Origin of the sequence: Intestinimonas massiliensis (ex Afouda et al. 2020) (assembly GCF_001244995.1) — a bacterium.
GTDB lineage: Bacteria > Bacillota > Clostridia > Oscillospirales > Oscillospiraceae > Intestinimonas > Intestinimonas massiliensis.
Window position 1 is genome coordinate 562,433 of record NZ_LN869529.1, and the last position, 16,038, is coordinate 578,470.

The 16,038-nt window shown below is 64.0% G+C and carries 17 protein-coding genes, 1 tRNA gene, 1 other RNA gene and 1 riboswitch; of the genes, 12 read left to right on the forward strand and 7 right to left on the reverse strand.

What is annotated here, in order from left to right:
* Positions 1-74: 74 nt before the first annotated feature.
* The 3 genes from BN2154_RS06685 to BN2154_RS15735 form a co-directional block, all read right to left on the reverse strand.
* Entirely contained in the window at positions 75-2,204 is a 2,130-nt protein-coding gene (locus BN2154_RS06685; RefSeq protein WP_050618084.1) for an ATP-dependent helicase, read from the reverse strand.
* Positions 2,205-2,262: 58 nt separating this feature from the next.
* Complete coding sequence (locus BN2154_RS16435; protein ID WP_278320006.1) at positions 2,263-2,385, reverse strand: hypothetical protein; 123 nt, start codon at positions 2,383-2,385, stop codon at positions 2,263-2,265.
* Between the two features lie 122 nt (positions 2,386-2,507).
* Complete coding sequence (locus BN2154_RS15735) at positions 2,508-2,801, reverse strand: hypothetical protein (RefSeq protein WP_154666652.1); 294 nt, start codon at positions 2,799-2,801, stop codon at positions 2,508-2,510.
* Between the two features lie 160 nt (positions 2,802-2,961).
* Positions 2,962-3,061, forward strand: a riboswitch (TPP riboswitch).
* Positions 3,062-3,151: 90 nt separating this feature from the next.
* On the opposite strand from BN2154_RS15735, the gene BN2154_RS06690 reads away from it, so the two are divergent.
* From BN2154_RS06690 to BN2154_RS06715, 6 genes are read left to right on the forward strand one after another with little or no spacing between them, the layout of a single operon-like run.
* The gene (locus BN2154_RS06690; RefSeq protein ID WP_094762401.1) at positions 3,152-3,781 is read left to right on the forward strand and encodes a YkoF family thiamine/hydroxymethylpyrimidine-binding protein; all 630 of its coding nucleotides are present in this window, start codon (positions 3,152-3,154) and stop codon (positions 3,779-3,781) included.
* A gap of 19 nt (positions 3,782-3,800) precedes the next feature.
* Positions 3,801-4,388 carry an ECF transporter S component gene (locus BN2154_RS06695; protein ID WP_050618085.1) on the forward strand — a complete coding sequence of 196 codons (588 nt, stop codon included), beginning with the start codon at positions 3,801-3,803 and terminating at the stop codon, positions 4,386-4,388.
* Entirely contained in the window at positions 4,381-5,850 is a 1,470-nt protein-coding gene (locus BN2154_RS06700; protein ID WP_050618086.1) for an ABC transporter ATP-binding protein, read from the forward strand. Before BN2154_RS06695 ends, BN2154_RS06700 begins: the two co-directional genes overlap by 8 nt.
* Entirely contained in the window at positions 5,838-6,551 is a 714-nt protein-coding gene (locus tag BN2154_RS06705) for an energy-coupling factor transporter transmembrane component T family protein (RefSeq protein ID WP_050618087.1), read from the forward strand. The genes BN2154_RS06700 and BN2154_RS06705 overlap by 13 nt, the downstream gene beginning before the upstream one ends.
* A 16-nt stretch (positions 6,552-6,567) precedes the next feature.
* Positions 6,568-7,797 carry a radical SAM protein gene (locus BN2154_RS06710; RefSeq protein WP_050618088.1) on the forward strand — a complete coding sequence of 410 codons (1,230 nt, stop codon included), beginning with the start codon at positions 6,568-6,570 and terminating at the stop codon, positions 7,795-7,797.
* A gap of 1 nt (position 7,798) precedes the next feature.
* The gene (locus BN2154_RS06715; protein WP_050618089.1) at positions 7,799-8,290 is read left to right on the forward strand and encodes a hypothetical protein; all 492 of its coding nucleotides are present in this window, start codon (positions 7,799-7,801) and stop codon (positions 8,288-8,290) included.
* Positions 8,291-8,334: 44 nt separating this feature from the next.
* Here BN2154_RS06715 and BN2154_RS06720 read toward each other — a convergent pair whose 3' ends face one another.
* On the reverse strand, positions 8,335-9,057 hold the full coding sequence (locus tag BN2154_RS06720; RefSeq protein WP_050618090.1) for a LytR/AlgR family response regulator transcription factor: 723 nt from the start codon (positions 9,055-9,057) through the stop codon (positions 8,335-8,337).
* A 240-nt stretch (positions 9,058-9,297) separates the two neighbouring features.
* Between BN2154_RS06720 and BN2154_RS06725 the strand changes: the two genes are divergently transcribed.
* The gene (locus BN2154_RS06725; protein ID WP_050618091.1) at positions 9,298-9,531 is read left to right on the forward strand and encodes a hypothetical protein; all 234 of its coding nucleotides are present in this window, start codon (positions 9,298-9,300) and stop codon (positions 9,529-9,531) included.
* A 59-nt stretch (positions 9,532-9,590) separates the two neighbouring features.
* On the opposite strand, the gene BN2154_RS06730 is transcribed toward BN2154_RS06725, so the two are convergent.
* Positions 9,591-9,666 (reverse strand) — tRNA-Ala (locus BN2154_RS06730).
* 170 nt (positions 9,667-9,836) lie between these two features.
* On the opposite strand from BN2154_RS06730, the gene ffs reads away from it, so the two are divergent.
* The 4 genes from ffs to BN2154_RS06745 all read left to right on the forward strand — a co-directional run bounded on the left by ffs (position 9,837) and on the right by BN2154_RS06745 (position 12,875).
* An RNA gene (gene ffs, locus BN2154_RS15220) (signal recognition particle sRNA large type) lies at positions 9,837-10,102 on the forward strand.
* 86 nt (positions 10,103-10,188) lie between these two features.
* Positions 10,189-11,904: a DNA polymerase III subunit gamma/tau gene (dnaX, locus tag BN2154_RS06735; protein ID WP_050618092.1), complete on the forward strand. Its 1,716-nt coding sequence runs from the start codon at positions 10,189-10,191 to the stop codon at positions 11,902-11,904.
* 14 nt (positions 11,905-11,918) lie between these two features.
* Positions 11,919-12,266 carry a YbaB/EbfC family nucleoid-associated protein gene (locus BN2154_RS06740; RefSeq protein WP_050618093.1) on the forward strand — a complete coding sequence of 116 codons (348 nt, stop codon included), beginning with the start codon at positions 11,919-11,921 and terminating at the stop codon, positions 12,264-12,266.
* Between the two features lie 33 nt (positions 12,267-12,299).
* Positions 12,300-12,875 carry an FUSC family protein gene (locus BN2154_RS06745; protein WP_050618094.1) on the forward strand — a complete coding sequence of 192 codons (576 nt, stop codon included), beginning with the start codon at positions 12,300-12,302 and terminating at the stop codon, positions 12,873-12,875.
* A 49-nt stretch (positions 12,876-12,924) separates the two neighbouring features.
* Here BN2154_RS06745 and BN2154_RS06750 read toward each other — a convergent pair whose 3' ends face one another.
* Positions 12,925-13,608 carry a YoaK family protein gene (locus BN2154_RS06750; RefSeq protein WP_050618095.1) on the reverse strand — a complete coding sequence of 228 codons (684 nt, stop codon included), beginning with the start codon at positions 13,606-13,608 and terminating at the stop codon, positions 12,925-12,927.
* A gap of 54 nt (positions 13,609-13,662) precedes the next feature.
* On the reverse strand, positions 13,663-14,229 hold the full coding sequence (locus tag BN2154_RS06755; RefSeq protein ID WP_050618096.1) for a uracil-DNA glycosylase: 567 nt from the start codon (positions 14,227-14,229) through the stop codon (positions 13,663-13,665).
* Positions 14,230-14,709: 480 nt separating this feature from the next.
* Between BN2154_RS06755 and aspS the strand changes: the two genes are divergently transcribed.
* On the forward strand, positions 14,710-16,035 hold the full coding sequence (aspS, locus tag BN2154_RS06760; RefSeq protein WP_050618097.1) for an aspartate--tRNA(Asn) ligase: 1,326 nt from the start codon (positions 14,710-14,712) through the stop codon (positions 16,033-16,035).
* Positions 16,036-16,038: the final 3 nt, after the last annotated feature.

Here is a 16,038-nt window from a genome sequence, read left to right on the forward strand (position 1 = left end):
CCCTTGTGCCCCTTTGGGCAGAATGTTGAAACAAGGAGAAACGGAGTGTCTGCTGCGGTCCGCTGGACCGGGCCTCAGACCGGATGCTCCGGACGGATCAGGCCCTTGCGCAGGCAGGCGGTCAGGTCCAGCTTTTTCGTCCCGTGTTCCCGGAAGGAGACGGAGGCGATGCTGCCCGTTTTGTCCAGGAGAATGCCGCGGCCAAACTGCCTGTGGACCACCGCCGCCCCGGGGATGTAATCCTTTTCCCAAAGCGCGACGGAGGATGCGGGGGGCGGGGCCTTCCGGGGCGGAGGGAGAGGCTTCGGCCGGGGCACGGCCCTGTCTCCGGACGGGACGGAGCCCAAAAGCTGGCGCGCGAAGGTGGAGCCCGGGGCCGGCTCCCCGAACCGGGCGGAATAGGTGAGCAGCTCCAACTGGTATTTGGCCCGGGTGATCCCGACGTAGAACAGCCGCCGCTCCTCCTCCAGGGCCTCCCGCTCCTCGGGGGAGAGGGAGCCCTCCTCCTCCGGCGTGTCCACCGCGGGAAAGACGCCATCCATCACGTCGATCAGGACCACCCGGTCGTACTCCAGCCCCTTGCTGGAGTGGATGGTGGACAGGACAAGGGGGCAGTCGGGGTAGCGCTCCGGCCCCTCCACCACCCGCTGGAGCGCGTCCAGCCGGTCCAGCAGGCCCTGGATGCCGGAGGACTGCCGAGCCAGGGAGAGCAGGATGTTCACCCGGGCGGCGTCGGCGTGCCTGGCGGACAGGTAGTCTCCGTAGCCCATGTATTTGACAATGCGCTGGAGCGCGGCGAAGCCGCCCAGCGCGGGCAGCTTGGAAAAGTGGGTCCGCAGGGCCCTCAGGCGGCCCGCCTGCCAGGGCTCGATCTGGCCGCTGTCCAGCAGCACGTCCAGTACCGGCGCGTCGCCGCCGTACCGGGCCAACACGTCCTGGAGCACCCTGCGCTTGAGGCGCAGGTCCAGCTTGTAGTAGAAGCGGAGAAAACGCTCCGCGTCCCGGCCGTCCAGGGCAAAGCGGAGCATGTCAGTCAGATCCCGCACCACCGGGCTGGAGAAAAAGTAGCTCTCCCTCTGGCGGCAGCGGTAGGGGACCCCTTCCCGCTCCGGCAGGTCGATCAGCGGCAGGGCGCTGTCGTTGTTGCGGTAGAGAATGGCGGTGGACCGGCTGCATTCCCGGGCGAGCCGGAGCAGATAGCGGTACTGACGGCTGTAATCCTCCAGCTCCACCACCCGAATGGGCTCCCCCTGGGGGTTGTCTGTGGTCATATGCTTGGCATGGCGGCTCTGGTTGCGCTGGATGAAGGCGTCCGCCTTTGCTACGATGGACCGGGTGGAGCGGTAGTTGGTCTCCATCAGAAGCACCCTGGCCTCCGGGTAGACGGTCTGGAACTCCAGCAGGGCCTGAGGCCAGGCGGCCCGGAAGCCATAGATGCTCTGGTCCTCGTCGCCGACCAGGAACAGATTCCGGCTTCGGGCCGCCAGCAGGCGAAGAATCTTGTGCTGGATCTTGGAAGTGTCCTGGGCCTCGTCCACGCAGAGGTAGGGAAAGCGGGTCTGGTAGTAGGCCAGCAGATCGGGGAAGCGGCGCAGGATGCGGCAGGCAAAGACCATCTGGTCGTCGTAGTCCATGCGGCGGCTGCGCTCCAACTGCTGCCGATAGGCGAAGTAGACGGCGGGAAAATCCACTCCGTCCAGCCTGATCTCCCGGACCTCTTCATCGGTGAGCAGCATGTTCTTGCAGTAGGTGATCCGGGTGCGGACCTCCTTCACGTCCTGATCGGTGGGGTAGTCGCCCCCGGCGGCCATCAGCTCCCGGACCAGGGCGGACAGGCGGATCTCGCTGCTCTCCAACTCGAAGGGGACGGTCCCCTTGACCCGGGCGTAGCGGTGGATGATGGACTGGCAGACGCCGTTGATGGTGCGGAACGGGAGGGTTTCGGCGTACTCCGCTCCGAAGAAGGAGTGAAACCGGCGCTTCATGTCCCCGGCGGCGGCTACCGTGTAGGTGACGGTGAGGATATGCCCCGGATCTATCCCCAGACAGTAGAGCATATACCCCAGTCGGGTGACCAGCACGGTGGTCTTGCCGCTGCCCGGAACGGCCAGCAGGAGGGTGGGCCCGTCCACCTGCCGCACGGCGGCCTCCTGCTGGGGGTTGAGCTGGATATGGAAACTGGATTTGAATTCCTCGTAGGTCATTCGGTTCCTCACTTTCGGGATAAAAGCGCCTCAAAGCCGCGGCTTTGAGGCGCTTGGCTTACCCCAGCATGTAGGTCCAGGGGAGGTTTTCCCAGGTGGCTGCGCCGTACTGCCGGATTAGCACGTCGGTGAGATAGCGGATCTTCTCGCGCGGGGCCTCGGAGCGGCCGGTGGTCAGCATGGCGTCCAACCGGTCGCGGTTATGCCACAGGTCGGCCCAGGTTCCGCGAAGGCCTCGGGGTGGCTGACCATGGCATAGCTGGAGGCGAAGCCCTCGGACCCGGAGCCGGCGGAAAAGGGGGCTCACTGGCCGCAGGAGGCGCTCCAGCCATTGACGATCCGAGCGGTGGAGACCACCATGTGTCCCATCTCGTGGCTGTACTCATAGGGAGAGCCGAAGCCGGTGCAGTAGATGCGGTCCACCTTGGCCGCGGAGTAGTCGTAGACGTGTTCGCCATGGAAGCCGCCGCCCATGCCGCTGGGCTCGCCGTTGAAGAAGATCCTATCGACGGGGAAGAGAACGATCTCAGTGGGACGGCGGCTCCACTCTCTCAGTGCCGGAGTGCGCGGGGTCCTGCGCTCTTTATTGTAACGCATCGCTCCATAAAAAAGCAACCTTTGAAGGGCGGCAGCCGAAATTACGGCCAGGAGCACAGGGGAATGCCTGCCGAACGGAGGGGGAGGAGAGGGAAAACAACTTTTCCTTGACAAGCGGAAGGGAACTGACTATACTGACAACAACAACTGAATATGGAAAGTAGAATTCTAGGGGGACTCCATGCGGAGTTGAGATAGATTAATCTGACCCTTTGAACCTGATGGTTAAGACCAGCGTAGGGAAGCAATTCGAACAGAACGACATGATTTGTTTGTGGCCAAAAGAGTGCTTTTTCACGTGAAAAAGCACTCTTTTTATTTTTGCCTGATGAAAGAAAGGAAGATGTGCAATGCAACAGGAAGGCTGCGGCTGCCAGCGGGAGGACCTCCCCTGGTCCGGGCGGGGCACCAAGCTGGATATCTCCGGCTGCCGGTTCTCCCTCTATCCCATGGACAGCGATTTTGTCTCCATCATTTTGGGGGCGCTGGAAAAGACCGACACCTCGGCGGTGTGGAGCCAGTCCGACGCCCTGTCCACCGTCTACCGCGGACGGCTGCCCTACGTGGCCGACGCGGTGAAGGGGCTGTTTATCAACGCCTGGCGGCCGGGCGTCCACATGGCGCTGGAGGGGCAGTTCTCCAAGGGCTGCCCGGGCGACTGCGACGGGGACAGCCTGCTGGACCGTCAGGGCCCAGCGCCCAACCAGGCGCTGGCGGCGGAGCGGCACTTTCCCGTGCTGTGCAAGCTGGCCCTGTACCCCATGGGGGTGGGGGACTACATCGACCAAATCGCCCAGGTCTGGCGCATGGCGGAGGACGCCGGTCTGGCCCCCGTCACCATCCACTATGCCACCCGCATCTCCGGCGACGTCCACCAGGTGTTCGACTATCTGGAGGCGGTCTGCCGCCGCATGGAGGAGACCGTCCCCCACTACATCCTGCATTTCACCCTGTCCGTCAACAGCCCCACCCAGGAATAACGAGAGGAGAAGATCCATCATGAACGAGAAATACGGCTGGAAGCTCCAGGAGATCATCCTGGTGGCGATGCTCTGCATCGTTTTCGGCGTCGTCTATCTGGCGGGGGTCTATCTGGCCTCCTTCCTCAGCACCCTGCTCACCCCCGTCGGCCTGGCCCCCCTGGCCAACGAGCTCGTCTTCGGCGTGTGGTTCATGGCCTCCACCCTGGCCGCCTACATCCTCCAGAAGCCCGGCGCGGCCATCGTGGCCGAGGTGCTGGCCGCCCTCATTGAGGTGCTGCTGGGCAACATGTACGGCCCCATGGTCATCGTGGCCGGCATCATCCAGGGCGCCGGCGGCGAGATCGTCTTTGCCGCGGGCGGCTACAAGAAATTCGACCGCAGGATGGTTTGCCTGGCCTCGGTTGGCTGCTGCATCACCAGCTTTTTGTGGAGTTTTGTCCGCTCCGGCTACGGCAAGCTGGCCGTTCCCCTGCTGGCGGTGATGTTCCTCATCCGGCTGGTCAGCTCGCTGATTTTCTCCGGCGTCCTCAGCAAGGCCATCGGCGACGGGCTGGCCCGCACCGGACTGCTCAAGGGCTACGCCCTGGGCCGGGCCCATGCCTGAGCCGCTGCTGGTCGGCCGGGAACTGACCTTCCGCTATGGAAAGCAGTCGGCTCCCATCTTTTCCAACCTGTCTCTGACGGTGGAGGAGGGAGAGACGGTGCTGCTGATGGGGCCCTCCGGCTGCGGCAAGTCCACCCTGGCCTACTGTCTGGCGGGGCTCTACCCCGAGTATGCCGGCGAGCTGGCGGGAACGGTCCGGCTGGCGGGACGGCCGCTGGAGTCCTATGGGCCGGCGGCCCGGGCACGGACGGTCTCCATCCTCTTCCAGAATCCGGACAACCAGTTCTGCATGGACCGAGTGGACCATGAGGTGCTCTTCGCCCTGGAGAACATCAACTACCCCGGCGACCTGCGGGCCCGGATGGACGAGCTGCTGGAGCTGGCGGGCCTGAGGGAGCTGGCCCAAGCCCCCATTCGCACCCTGTCCGGCGGCACCAAGCAGAAGCTGGCCCTGTGCACCGCGCTGGCCACCGGCGCAAGGCTGCTCATCCTGGACGAGCCCTTCGCCAACCTGGACCCGGCCTCCTGCGCCCAGCTCTCCGCCCAGCTCCAGGCGCTCAACCGGCGGGGCCTGACCCTGCTGGTGGTGGACCACCGGCCCGACTGGTGGCGGAGCTTCCTGACCCGTGTGGTGCTGATGGAGGACAAAGGAAATCTGGATGCAGGGGCGTTCCCTCCGTCGGAGCTGGAGGCCCGCCGGGAGGCGCTCACCCGCCGGGGCCTGTTTCTGGACGACGGCTGGCTCAACGGGCGGAGACCGCCCGCGGTGCCCCGGCCGCCGGAGACGGCGGCGGAAGCGGAGGATCTGGCGCTGTTTCACGCCCGGGAAAAGAAGCCCTGTCTGGAGCACCTCTCCTTCCGGCTGGAGAAGGGGAGCGTTACCGCTCTTATCGGCCGCAACGGGGCGGGTAAAACCACTCTGCTCACCGCCTTGGCCGGGGTGGGCCGCCACAGAGGAAGGCTCCGGGTGGCTGGGCGGGTCGGGCTGGTCTTTCAGAACCCCCGCTTCCAATTTCTCACCCTGACGGTGGAGGAGGAGGTCCTCACCACCCTGCGCGCCGCCCGGCCCCAGGCGGCGGAGGAAGCGCGGGCGGCGGAGGCCGAGGCCCTGCTGGGAGAGTTCGGCCTGCTGCCCTGGCGGAAGCACTCCCCCTATGAGCTGAGCCAGGGACAGCAGCGGCGGCTGGCCCTGCTGTCCATGCTGGCGGGGGAGCAGTCCCTGCTGCTGCTGGACGAGCCTACCTACGCCCAGGACGAGCGGTCCACCCGCTTCATCCTGGACCTGCTGGAGCGGCGGGTGGCGGAGGGACTCACCGCCGTGCTGGCCACCCACGACCTGGCGCTGGCCCGGGCCTGCGCCAATCAGATCCTGCTGCTGGAGGACGGACGCCTGACCACTCTCGCCCCAGCGGAGCTGGACGCCTATGCCGCCGAGAGGAGGATGCCGTCATGCGAAGCCTGAATCCCGGCTATAAGCTGCTCACGCTGATTTTGGCCTCCCTGCTGCTGTCGGTGACCTTTCGCACCCGGCTGAATCTGCTGACGGCGGGGCTGGCGCTGCTGGTCACCTTCTGTACGCCCGGTGTCCGCCGGCGGAACCTGCTGCTGGCCCTGATCCCTTTTTTTCTGACGGCGGCCGGCATGTTCACCACCGGCCTGTTCTTCTCCAACGGCGGGCAGGAGGGGGTGGAGGTAACGCTGCTGGGCCAGCGGACCCTCTACGCCACCAACCTGACCACCGCCGCCCAGCTCGCCTCCCGGGTGCTGGCCTTCGGCGGCCTGGGGATGCTCTTCGCCTTTACCACCGACTCCATGGAGCTGATTATGAGCCTGATGCAGCAGTTCCGCCTGCCGCCCAAGTTTGCCTATGGCATCCTGGCAGCCTACCACTTCTTTCCGGTGGTCAAGGAGGAATACGCCGTCGTGGGGGCGGCCCTACAGGTGCGGGGTGTCAAGGCGGGCCTCTGCTCCACCAGACGGCTGTTCCCCATGCTGGTCCACGCCCTGGAGCGTTCGGAGAGCCTGGCCATGGCCATGGAGTCCCGGGGCTTTGAAAGCGGGAGCCCCCGGGCGGTGGCGTTTCGGGTGGAGCTGCGCCCGGTGGATTTCCTGTTTCTCTTCGGACTCAACGGCGCGCTGCTCGCCGGACTCATTCTGCTGTGAGAAAGGAGACGCGTTCATGATTGCGGCCAAGCGGGGGGAGTGGGCTCAGGCCTGCGCCGACTACCCCGACCTGTCCCCCTTCACCCTGCTCAAGCTGAGCATGGTGCGCTACGGCGCGGAGCTGAGCCGGGGCGCGCTGGAGCGCCTTCAGGACCCCCGCTATTCCTTCGGGCAGACGGAGCCCTTCGGCATCCGCTTCGAGGGCCGAGCCCCCGCCCTGGCCCTGCCCGGCCCCATCCTGCTGCGGGACGGCTCCTTTGTCTACATCAACTACGGGGAGCGCTTTGACGACCCCTACCGGATCGACTACGACCGGGACAGCGGCGTGTTCCTGCTGCGGGAGGGGGAGGAGACCCTGGAGGAGGTGGACTTCGTGCCCCGGCCCGCCTTCTTTGGGAAAAAGACCAGCCGGGGCACCCCCATGGAGATGCTGGCCGACGTCCGGGCCCAGAAGCTGATTCTCACCGCCTTCCAGCGGTGCCGCCTGTGGGAGGGAGGCGACCAGTGCCATTTCTGCGCCTTCTTCACCGACGGCCGCAGCCAGGGGGAGGTGGACGGTCAGGACATCTACGAGACCGTGCGGGAGGCCATCCGGGAGCCCGGACGCTTTTCGGAGATCTACCTCTCCGGCGGTACGGATTTCAGCGGGGACCCGCCCTTTGCGGCCGAGGCGGAGCGCTACATCCGGGTGCTCCAGGCCGTCGGGCGGAACTTCTCCGGCCGGTTCTCCAGCCAGCTCATGGCTCCCGCCTATCCAAAGACGCTGCTCCGGCGCATTTACGATCAGACCGGGGTGACCTCCTACTGTCCCAACATCGAGGTGTGGGATGCGGCCATTTTTAAGGAGCTATGCCCGGGAAAGGAGAAATGGGTGGGCCACGCCGAGTGGGTCCGCCGGACCCTGGACGCGGTGGAGATCTTCGGGAAAGGGCAGGTGTGTACCCAGGTGGTGGGCGGCGTGGAGCTGGCCGCCCGAAACGGCTTTGCCACCGTGGACCAGGCCCTGAAATCCAACTTTGAGGCCTGCGAATTCTTCGCCCGGCACGGGGTCAGCTACCTCAGCGTTCTCTGGCACCCCCACAAGGCCTCCCGGCTGGGGTTCCGGCCCCTGCCGCCGCTGGACTACTATATCCGGCTGGCCAAGGGCCTCCACGAGATCCGGCGGGACTACGGTTTGACCTCCACCAACGACGACTACAAGCACTGCGGGAACCACCCCGACAGCGATCTGGAAAGGTTGGATTGATATGCTGCGACTGCCTGGAAAGACCCCGCTCCCAGCGGCGGCCGCCGGCGGGCTGGAGAAGGCGGACTGCCGCAGGCTGCTCCAGGTCCCGGGGGCGGCGGCAGGGGAGCGGCACGCCTTTTTGTGCCCCTCTCTCACCAGCCTGAACGGCGTGACGCTGGCCCTGAGCCTGCCCCAGGAGCGGACGGAGCTGGGCCGGGGGCTGGTTCGCGGGCTGTGGTTTGACCAGCCTCTCACGCTGTGGCTGTGCGGAGCGGGGACCACCCTGCGGGCACGGGCGTGGGCCTACCGCTGCCACATTGCCGGTCCGGCATTTACCCGCCTGTTGGCCCGGGCCAGGGAGGCGGACCCCGCCGGCGACATCGCCTGCGCCTGGGAGCTGCTGGCGGAGGAGTGGCGGGAGACGGGGGAGCTCCCTCCGGCCCCCGAGCCGCTGCCGGACGGCCCGCCGGAGCTGCACCTGGATCACCCGCTGTTGCACACAGACCGATGAAGACAGCCCGCCCCCGCGCCTATGGCGCGGGGGCGGGCTGTGCGTTAGGGTACGGTATCGGGGCGCTGCCTGGACGCCACATAGTCCAGATAGGCCTGACGGATGGCCTTCAGGCCGCGCTGCCGGATGTAGACCACGTCCCCGGTCACCAGCAGAAACTGCTTGTCCGCCTGCCGGATGTAGTCCATGTTGACCAGAAAGCTCTGATGGCACCGGAGGAACCGCCGGTCCCGCAGCTCGCCTTCGATCTCGTTGAGGGTCTTGTAGATCACGTAGGTCCCGCCGGTGCAGCAGTGCAGGATGCATCTGGAGTTGCTGCTCTCGACATACAGGATCTCGTCGTAGGAGATGTGAAAGACCGTGGTGCGCTGCCGGATCTGATAGACGCAGGCGCTTCGGACCTGAGTGATCCGGTCCATGACCCTGCACAGCTTTTCGTAGTGGTACGGCTTGAGCAGATAGCCGTCGGCCCCCACGTCGTAGCTGTCCACCGCAAACTCCGGCTCGACCGTGAGGAAGATGATGCTCCCACCATAGCCGAACTCCCGCAGCCGATGGGCCAGAGCAAGCCCCAGCATATCGCCCAGGTAGATATCCAGAAGGACGGCGTCGAACCAAGCGCCGTCCTCGATGTCGTACAGCAGGTCCATTCCCTTTTCATACGGTACGATATCGAAGGGAATGGTCTGGGCCGAAGCATAGTGGCGGATCAGCTCTGCGATCAATTCTCGGTCGATAAAACTGTCGTCGCAAATGGCAATACGCATGTTCCAGAATCCTTTCTTTGGAAAGACTGCTTGGCAGCGATCCCATAACCGGCTCGAACGGATCAAAAAGAAGCGTATTTCGTTCTGGACGGAGGCGGGAGTTGGATGATTGACGAATTCATCGGTTTTCCATGCGTTTTCGACATGTCGAGGCACGGATACCGGAATATGCTACAATGTTTCCGGGATGGTAAAGAAGGGCTGCTTGCCCGATGGGAGTAGCGGAATGAGGAGGATAGTATGTTTGAATATCAAGCAGAGCAGGAGCGGCTGTGCCGCTCAGATGTGGGGGAATATACCGCGTTCGCTGTGCGGGCCTGCTGCAGGTGCGGCGGACAGAGGGAGACGGTAGCCTTGATCTCGGATGTGTTTTTGGACGAGGGGACGGCGGAACGGTGCGTCAGACAATGGAACCGGATGGAGCTGGATGTGATCCATTTGTGGGACGTCATTGACGATCTTTTGGCACTGTAAACCGGAAAGCAGAGCGTCATAGCAAAAAAGTCAGCAAACCATCGTTTGCTGACTTTTTTTGGTGGACCTGAAGGGATTCGAACCCTCGACCTCTCGGATGCGAACCGAACGCGCTCCCAACTGCGCTACAGGCCCATGAAAATCGCCCGGCACGAACCGAACGCCATATTATTATAGCATATTTTCTCTTTTTGTAAAGCCCCTTTTTCACAAATAGCAAAAGCGTCTTGATAATTTAGGATAAGTGTAGTACAATAACTCCTACCGGCTGATACCGGGCCTGCCCGGCCCGGCGCAAAGCAAGGCCGCGCTAGTCGGGGAGTTAGCGGTGCCCTGTACCTGCAACCCGCTACAGCAGGGATGAACCCCGGCCCCCGGAACTGCATTGTGTCGTCTGCCCCAGGCAAGTAGTGATGATAGATCGGTCCCGCGCAACGGGAACCCGTGAACCATGTCAGGCGGGGAACCGAGCAGCATTAAGCGGAACCTCCCGTGTGCCGCGGGGGCGCCGTTCTTGAGCCAACTGCCCGGGTAACGGACATAGCGCAGCATTTCAAAGGTCGGTGTGCGGCCTTGCTTTGCGCCGGAAGGGCAAATCAGATCAGCGCGAGGGGCACGGTTCGCCGCGCCCCCTTTTTTCGTGAGGTGACAGGAGCGATGTACCAGGCCCTATACCGCAAATGGCGGCCCCGAACCTTTGACGATGTGGTGGGGCAGTCCCATATCACCGAGACCCTCAAGCGGCAGGTGGCTGCAGGCCGCCTCTCCCATGCCTATCTGTTCACCGGCACCCGGGGCACGGGCAAGACCACCTGCGCCAAGATCCTGGCCCGGGCGGTCAACTGTGAGCATCCGACGGATGGCAATCCCTGCAACCAGTGCGCCTCCTGCCAGGGCATTGAGAACGGCTCTATCCTGGATGTGCTGGAGCTGGACGCCGCCTCGAACAACGGCGTGGATCAGGTCCGCGCCCTACGGGATGAGGCGGTCTATTCTCCTGCCGCGGTCCGCAAGCGGGTCTATATCGTGGACGAGGTCCACATGCTCTCCACGGCGGCCTTCAACGCCCTGCTGAAGATCCTGGAGGAGCCCCCAGCCCATCTGATGTTCATTTTAGCCACCACGGAGCTGCACAAGGTACCGGCCACCATCAAATCCCGATGTCAGCAGTTTTCCTTTCAGCGCATCCTGCCGGCGGACATCGCCCGGCGGCTGAGCTATGTGGCGGAACGGGAGGGGATCGACCTGAAGCCCGAGGGGGCGGCGCTGCTGGCGCGTCTGGCCGACGGCGGCCTGCGCGACGCGCTGTCGCTGCTGGACCAGTGCGCCGTCTCCGGCGGGCCCGTGGGGGAGCAGCGGGTACTGGACGCCCTGGGACTGGCAGGCGGTCTGGAGACCGGGCGCCTGATGGGACGGGTAGCGGATCATGACGCCGCCGGGGCCCTGGAGGACATTGCACGGCTGTATGCGGGCGGGAAGGATGTATCCGCCATTCTGGGAGAGCTGTCCTCGCTGGCCCGGGATTTGCTCATTCGAAAGACCGCGCCCACGGCAGGCGGAGCGCTCCTCACCGGCGGCTTTGACGATGCCACGCTGCGGGGCCTGTCCCAGCGCTTTACCCCCGCCAAGCTGGCCTGGGTGCTCTCCACGCTCCAGTCCACCCTGGCGGACCTGCCCCGGAGCAGCAACCGTCGGACCGACGCCGAGCTGTGCCTGATCCGGCTGTGCGACGAGACTCTGGATGACAGTGTCCCGGCCATCCATGCCCGGCTGGCCCGGGTGGAGGCCCAACTTGCCTCCGGTGTACCGATTCAAACGACAGGTGAAATGCCTTTACAAGAGAAAAGAGAAGTCAGGCCGAAGGAGTCCTTGAAAACAGAGGACCGGCAAGGAAAAATACTTGCTAATTTGGACGCCCCGGCAACGGAGACTCCCCCCCGGGAGGAGTCCTCCACAGTCCAGGAACCGGCCTCTCAGGAGGCTGTCCGGCCGGTCCGGACGGCCGAGCCGGTTTCCGCTCCCGCGTCCATGCCCAGCGGAGACTTCTGGCCCGCTCTGGCGGAGAGCCTGCGGGATCAGGTGGGGCGGAATGTGTGGTCTTTCCTGGGAAATGCCGCCATGACCAGGGGGACGCTGGAGGACGGGGTGCTCACCCTGTGGGCGGACGACGATCTGGTCAAGGGGGTCATCGGCCGGCAGGCGGTGCTGGACACGGTGGCTCGGGCGGCCAGCGCCCGGGTGGGGAGCCCGGTGCGGGTAACGGTCAAGGTGGGCAAGCCGGAGAGCGCTCCAGCGGCTCCCGCTCCCGCCCACGACAACCTGGATGATCTGCTGGCCTTCAGTCAGCAGTTTGACAACATCACCATTAAATAAGGAGTGTATGCGATATGGCGAAAGGCTTTGGAGGCCGCGGCGGCATGGGTATGGGCGGCGGCATCAACATGAACATGATCAAGCAGGCCCAGAAGATGCAGGAGAACATGCAGAAGATGCAGGCCGAGCTGGAGGCCAAGGAGTATACCGCACAGGCGGGCGGCGGCGTGGTCTCGGCCACCGTCAACGGCAAGCGGGAACTGCTGTCCATCACCATTGATCCGGAGGCCGTGGACCCCGATGATGTGGAGATGCTTCAGGATATGATCGTGGCGGCGGTGAATGAGGCCATCCGGGCCTGCAGCACCGACGCCGCCTCCAGCATGGAGAAGCTGACCGGCGGGCTGGGCCTGCCATTCTGAACGTTGAGCCATCCTATGTGAAAGGAGGCGCATATGAAGCTGAAGATCCCCAAGGTGGGGATGCGCACCATCAAGACCGCCGTGGCGGTGATGCTGTCCTATCTGCTGTTCGTCCCCTTTGATCTGATGTATCGGGAGGAGTATGGCGGCATCTGGGGGCAGATGGGACCCCTATATGCCTGCATCGCCTGCATTGTGTGTATGCAGAGCTCCCTGGGCCAGACGGTCCGCCAGGGAGTGTCCCGGCTCATCGGTGTGGCCATCGGCGGCGCTCTGGGGGTGCTGGCCCTGACCTTGGGCCCTGTGCTGTCCCATCCGGCGGTGCAGACCCTGACCCTGGGCGCGGTCTGTGTGGCGGGGATTTGGACGGGTCTGCTCCTGAAACGGCCTGCGGCCTGCCCCATGGCCTGCATTGTGCCATGCGTCATTCTGATCGGGGGGCATACCGGGGTGGAGCGGTATTATTATGCCGCCGCCCGGATCATCGAGACCGTGGTGGGCGTGGCCGTTGCCTTTGGGGTCAACGCCCTGCTGCCGGATCACCGGCGGGCGGAAGAACCGACGGAGAAGCCGGCGGACCCTTCGACCAGTGAAGAACATAAGAAATGAAAAAAGGGGGGCCCTCCAGCGCAGGAGGGCCCCTTTTCTGCCGTTTTGTTCAAACCTCCAGGGCTTCCTCCCCGGATTTGAGGAACATGGCGCTGAAGACCACGACCAGAAGGCCGCAGCAGACCAGCACGGCTCTGCCCCGCCACTGTTCCGTGCACCAGACGCCCAGGAAGGCGCCCAGAATGAAAAGGAGGATAATGGCGTAGTATTGGAGCCCCCGGCGGCGGGCGGTGGGATCGCGGTCCTGCACCGCGTGGAACAGCAGCTCAGTGCCGCTGCGGAGATTTCCGGTGCACATGGTGGTGGCACAGGGGTTGCCGCGGATCTTGCGGAAGGACTGCACCTGCACGGCGCACACAAAGGAGACCAGTACGTTGGCCGCCGTGTCCCACTCGCCGGTGGGGAGCAGGGCGACCAGACCTAAAATAGCGATCTCCAGGGCGATCACGATCTGCCGCCAGTGGATGGCCGGATGGCTGCGGAAACGGCGGCGGGTCAGCTCCGCCACCACCACGCCCAGGGCGAACGCCAGGATGGGGATGAGGTAGTGGAGCAGGGCGTCGAACTGCCCCTCGGCCAGCTTGACGCCCAGCAGGACGATGTTGCCGGTCTGGGCATTGGCAAACACTTTGCCTCGGCACAGATAGGTGTAGGCATCCAGAAAGCCGCCCGTGACGGTCAGAAGGGCACCCAGAAACAGAGTTTCGGACATCTGGTGTCCAGCGCGGTTCATGCGGTCGCCTCCTTTGACATGGATCGGGCCCCGCCGGAGCAGGACCCGGAAAATTCAATAGGTGTGGGTGCAGATCTCCCGAATCTTAGCCTGGAGGACCTTCAGGTCCTCAAAGGTTTCCGGCCGTTTCCGGGGGTCCCGCAGCAGGGCGGCGGGATGGTAGATGGCCATCATCTGGACCCCAGCCTTTTCAAACCACTGGCCGTGCTCCTTGGTGATCTTGAAATCCTCCCGGATGAGGCGCATGGCGGCAATGCGGCCCAGGCAGACGATGATCTTGGGGCGGAGCAGCGCCACCTGGTTGCGGAGATAGCCGATGCAGGCCTCCACCTCCACGTTGAGGGGGTCCCGGTTCTGGGGCGGACGGCATTTGACCGTGTTGCCGATAAACACCTTGGAGCGGTCCAGGTCGATGAGAGTGAGCATATCGTCCAGCAGCTTGCCCGCCTTGCCCACGAAGGGCTTGCCGGTCAGGTCCTCCTGTTCGCCGGGGCCCTCCCCGATGAACATGACCTCGGCGTTCCGGGCCCCGTCGCCGAAGACCACGTTGTGCCGGGTCTCGGCCAAGGCGCACTTTTGGCAGGAGAGGCAGGCGGATTCCAATTCAGGCCAATCAAGCATGTCGTTTCCTCGTTTCTTTTCCATGTTTTTTTACATTGTATCATAAAGTATGGGGGCAGGGAAAGATGCGGTTTAGCTAAAATTCACCGTTGACTTTTTTGCAGGAACTGCATATAATACATGCATCAAAGGCAATGACGAAGACCGCGCCCCGTGAGGGCCGCCAGAGAATCCGGGTCACCGACTGAGAGCCCGGTCCGGCTGGATGGGGATGCGCAACGCTTCACGAGCTGAAAGTTCGAGTCCGCAAGGAGGAGGGCTTTTCGTCGTCCCGCGTTAAGGGAGCCAAGAGGCCGGCTCAAGGGTGAGGCGGCAATGTTTGGGTGGTACCGCGGATTGTTCCGTCCCGAAACTGCAAAAAGCAGCTTCGGGACTTTTTTTATTCATTTTGGGATTTTTTAGAAAAAAGCTGTCTTTTAAAGGTACCGAAAACAGACGGAGCGGTGTACAGTATAGTTTGATGAAAGGACGTGAACGGTCATGGAATTCCTGAAAGGCGCCCCCAAAACACAGCGGCTGGAACTCAAAGACATCCTGGGAGGTGCCCATCGGAACGAGACCGTCCAGGTCGCCGGTATGGTCCATGCCAGACAGACGGTGGGCGGCGGGCTCACCTTCCTGAAGCTGCGCAAGCGGGATGGCATCCTGCAGTGTACCTGCGCCGAGGGCGTGGACGTGTCTGGCGTGCCGGAGGAGGCCGCGGTCGTGGTCACCGGCACCCTCCGGGAGGAGCCCCGGGCTCCCGGCGGGGTGGAGCTGGCGGCTCAGGCTGTGGAGGTCCTGTCCCGGCCCGCGGCCCCCCTGCCGGTGCCGGTGCCCAAGGCCAGACTGAATATCAACCTGGACACCGAGCTGGGCCTGCGGCCCGTGGTGCTCCGCCACCTGCGGGAGCGCAGCGTATTCAAGGTCCAGGAGTGCCTGGGCCGGGCATTTCGGGAGTATCTCCAGGGCCAGGGCTTCACTGAGGTCCACACCCCCAAGATCGTTCACGCCGGGGCGGAGGGCGGTTCCAACATCTTCCGGCTGGACTACTTCGGCCGCAAGGCGTTTTTAGCCCAGTCCCCTCAGTTCTACAAGCAGACCATGGTGGGGGTTTTTGAGCGTGTGTTCGAGGTGGCCCCGGTGTTCCGGGCGGAAAAGCACTCCACGGCCCGGCATCTCAACGAGTACACTTCCCTGGATTTTGAGATGGGCTTCATCGACTCCTTTGCGGACGTGATGGCCATGGAGACCGGCTTCCTCCAGTATGCTATGGAGCTGCTGCGGACGGAGTACGCCGCCGACGGGAAGCGGCTGGGCATTGCTATCCCCAACGTGGAGCGCATCCCCTGCGTCCGCTTCGATGAGGTCAAGGGCCTGGCGGCGGAGAAGTACGGCTACCAAATCCGGGACCCCTACGACCTGGAGCCGGAGGAGGAGCATGCCATCGGCCGCTACGCCAAAGAGGAGTGGGGCAGCGACTTTGTGTTCGTCACCCACTACCCCAGCAAGAAACGGCCCTTCTACGCCATGGACGACCCCGCAGACCCCCGGTACACCCTGTCCTTTGACCTGCTGTTCCGGGGCGTGGAAGTCACCACCGGCGGCCAGCGGGTCCACAGCTACGCCGAGCAGGTGAAGAAGATGGAGAAGCGGGGGATGCATCCCGAGGAATTCGAGAGCTATCTGATGATCCACAAGCACGGCATGCCGCCCCACGGCGGCCTTGGCATCGGCCTGGAACGGCTGACCATGCAGCTGTGCGGGCTGGAAAACGTGCGGTGCGCCTGCCTGTTCCCGCGGGATCTGAGCCGGCTGGAGCCTTAAGGA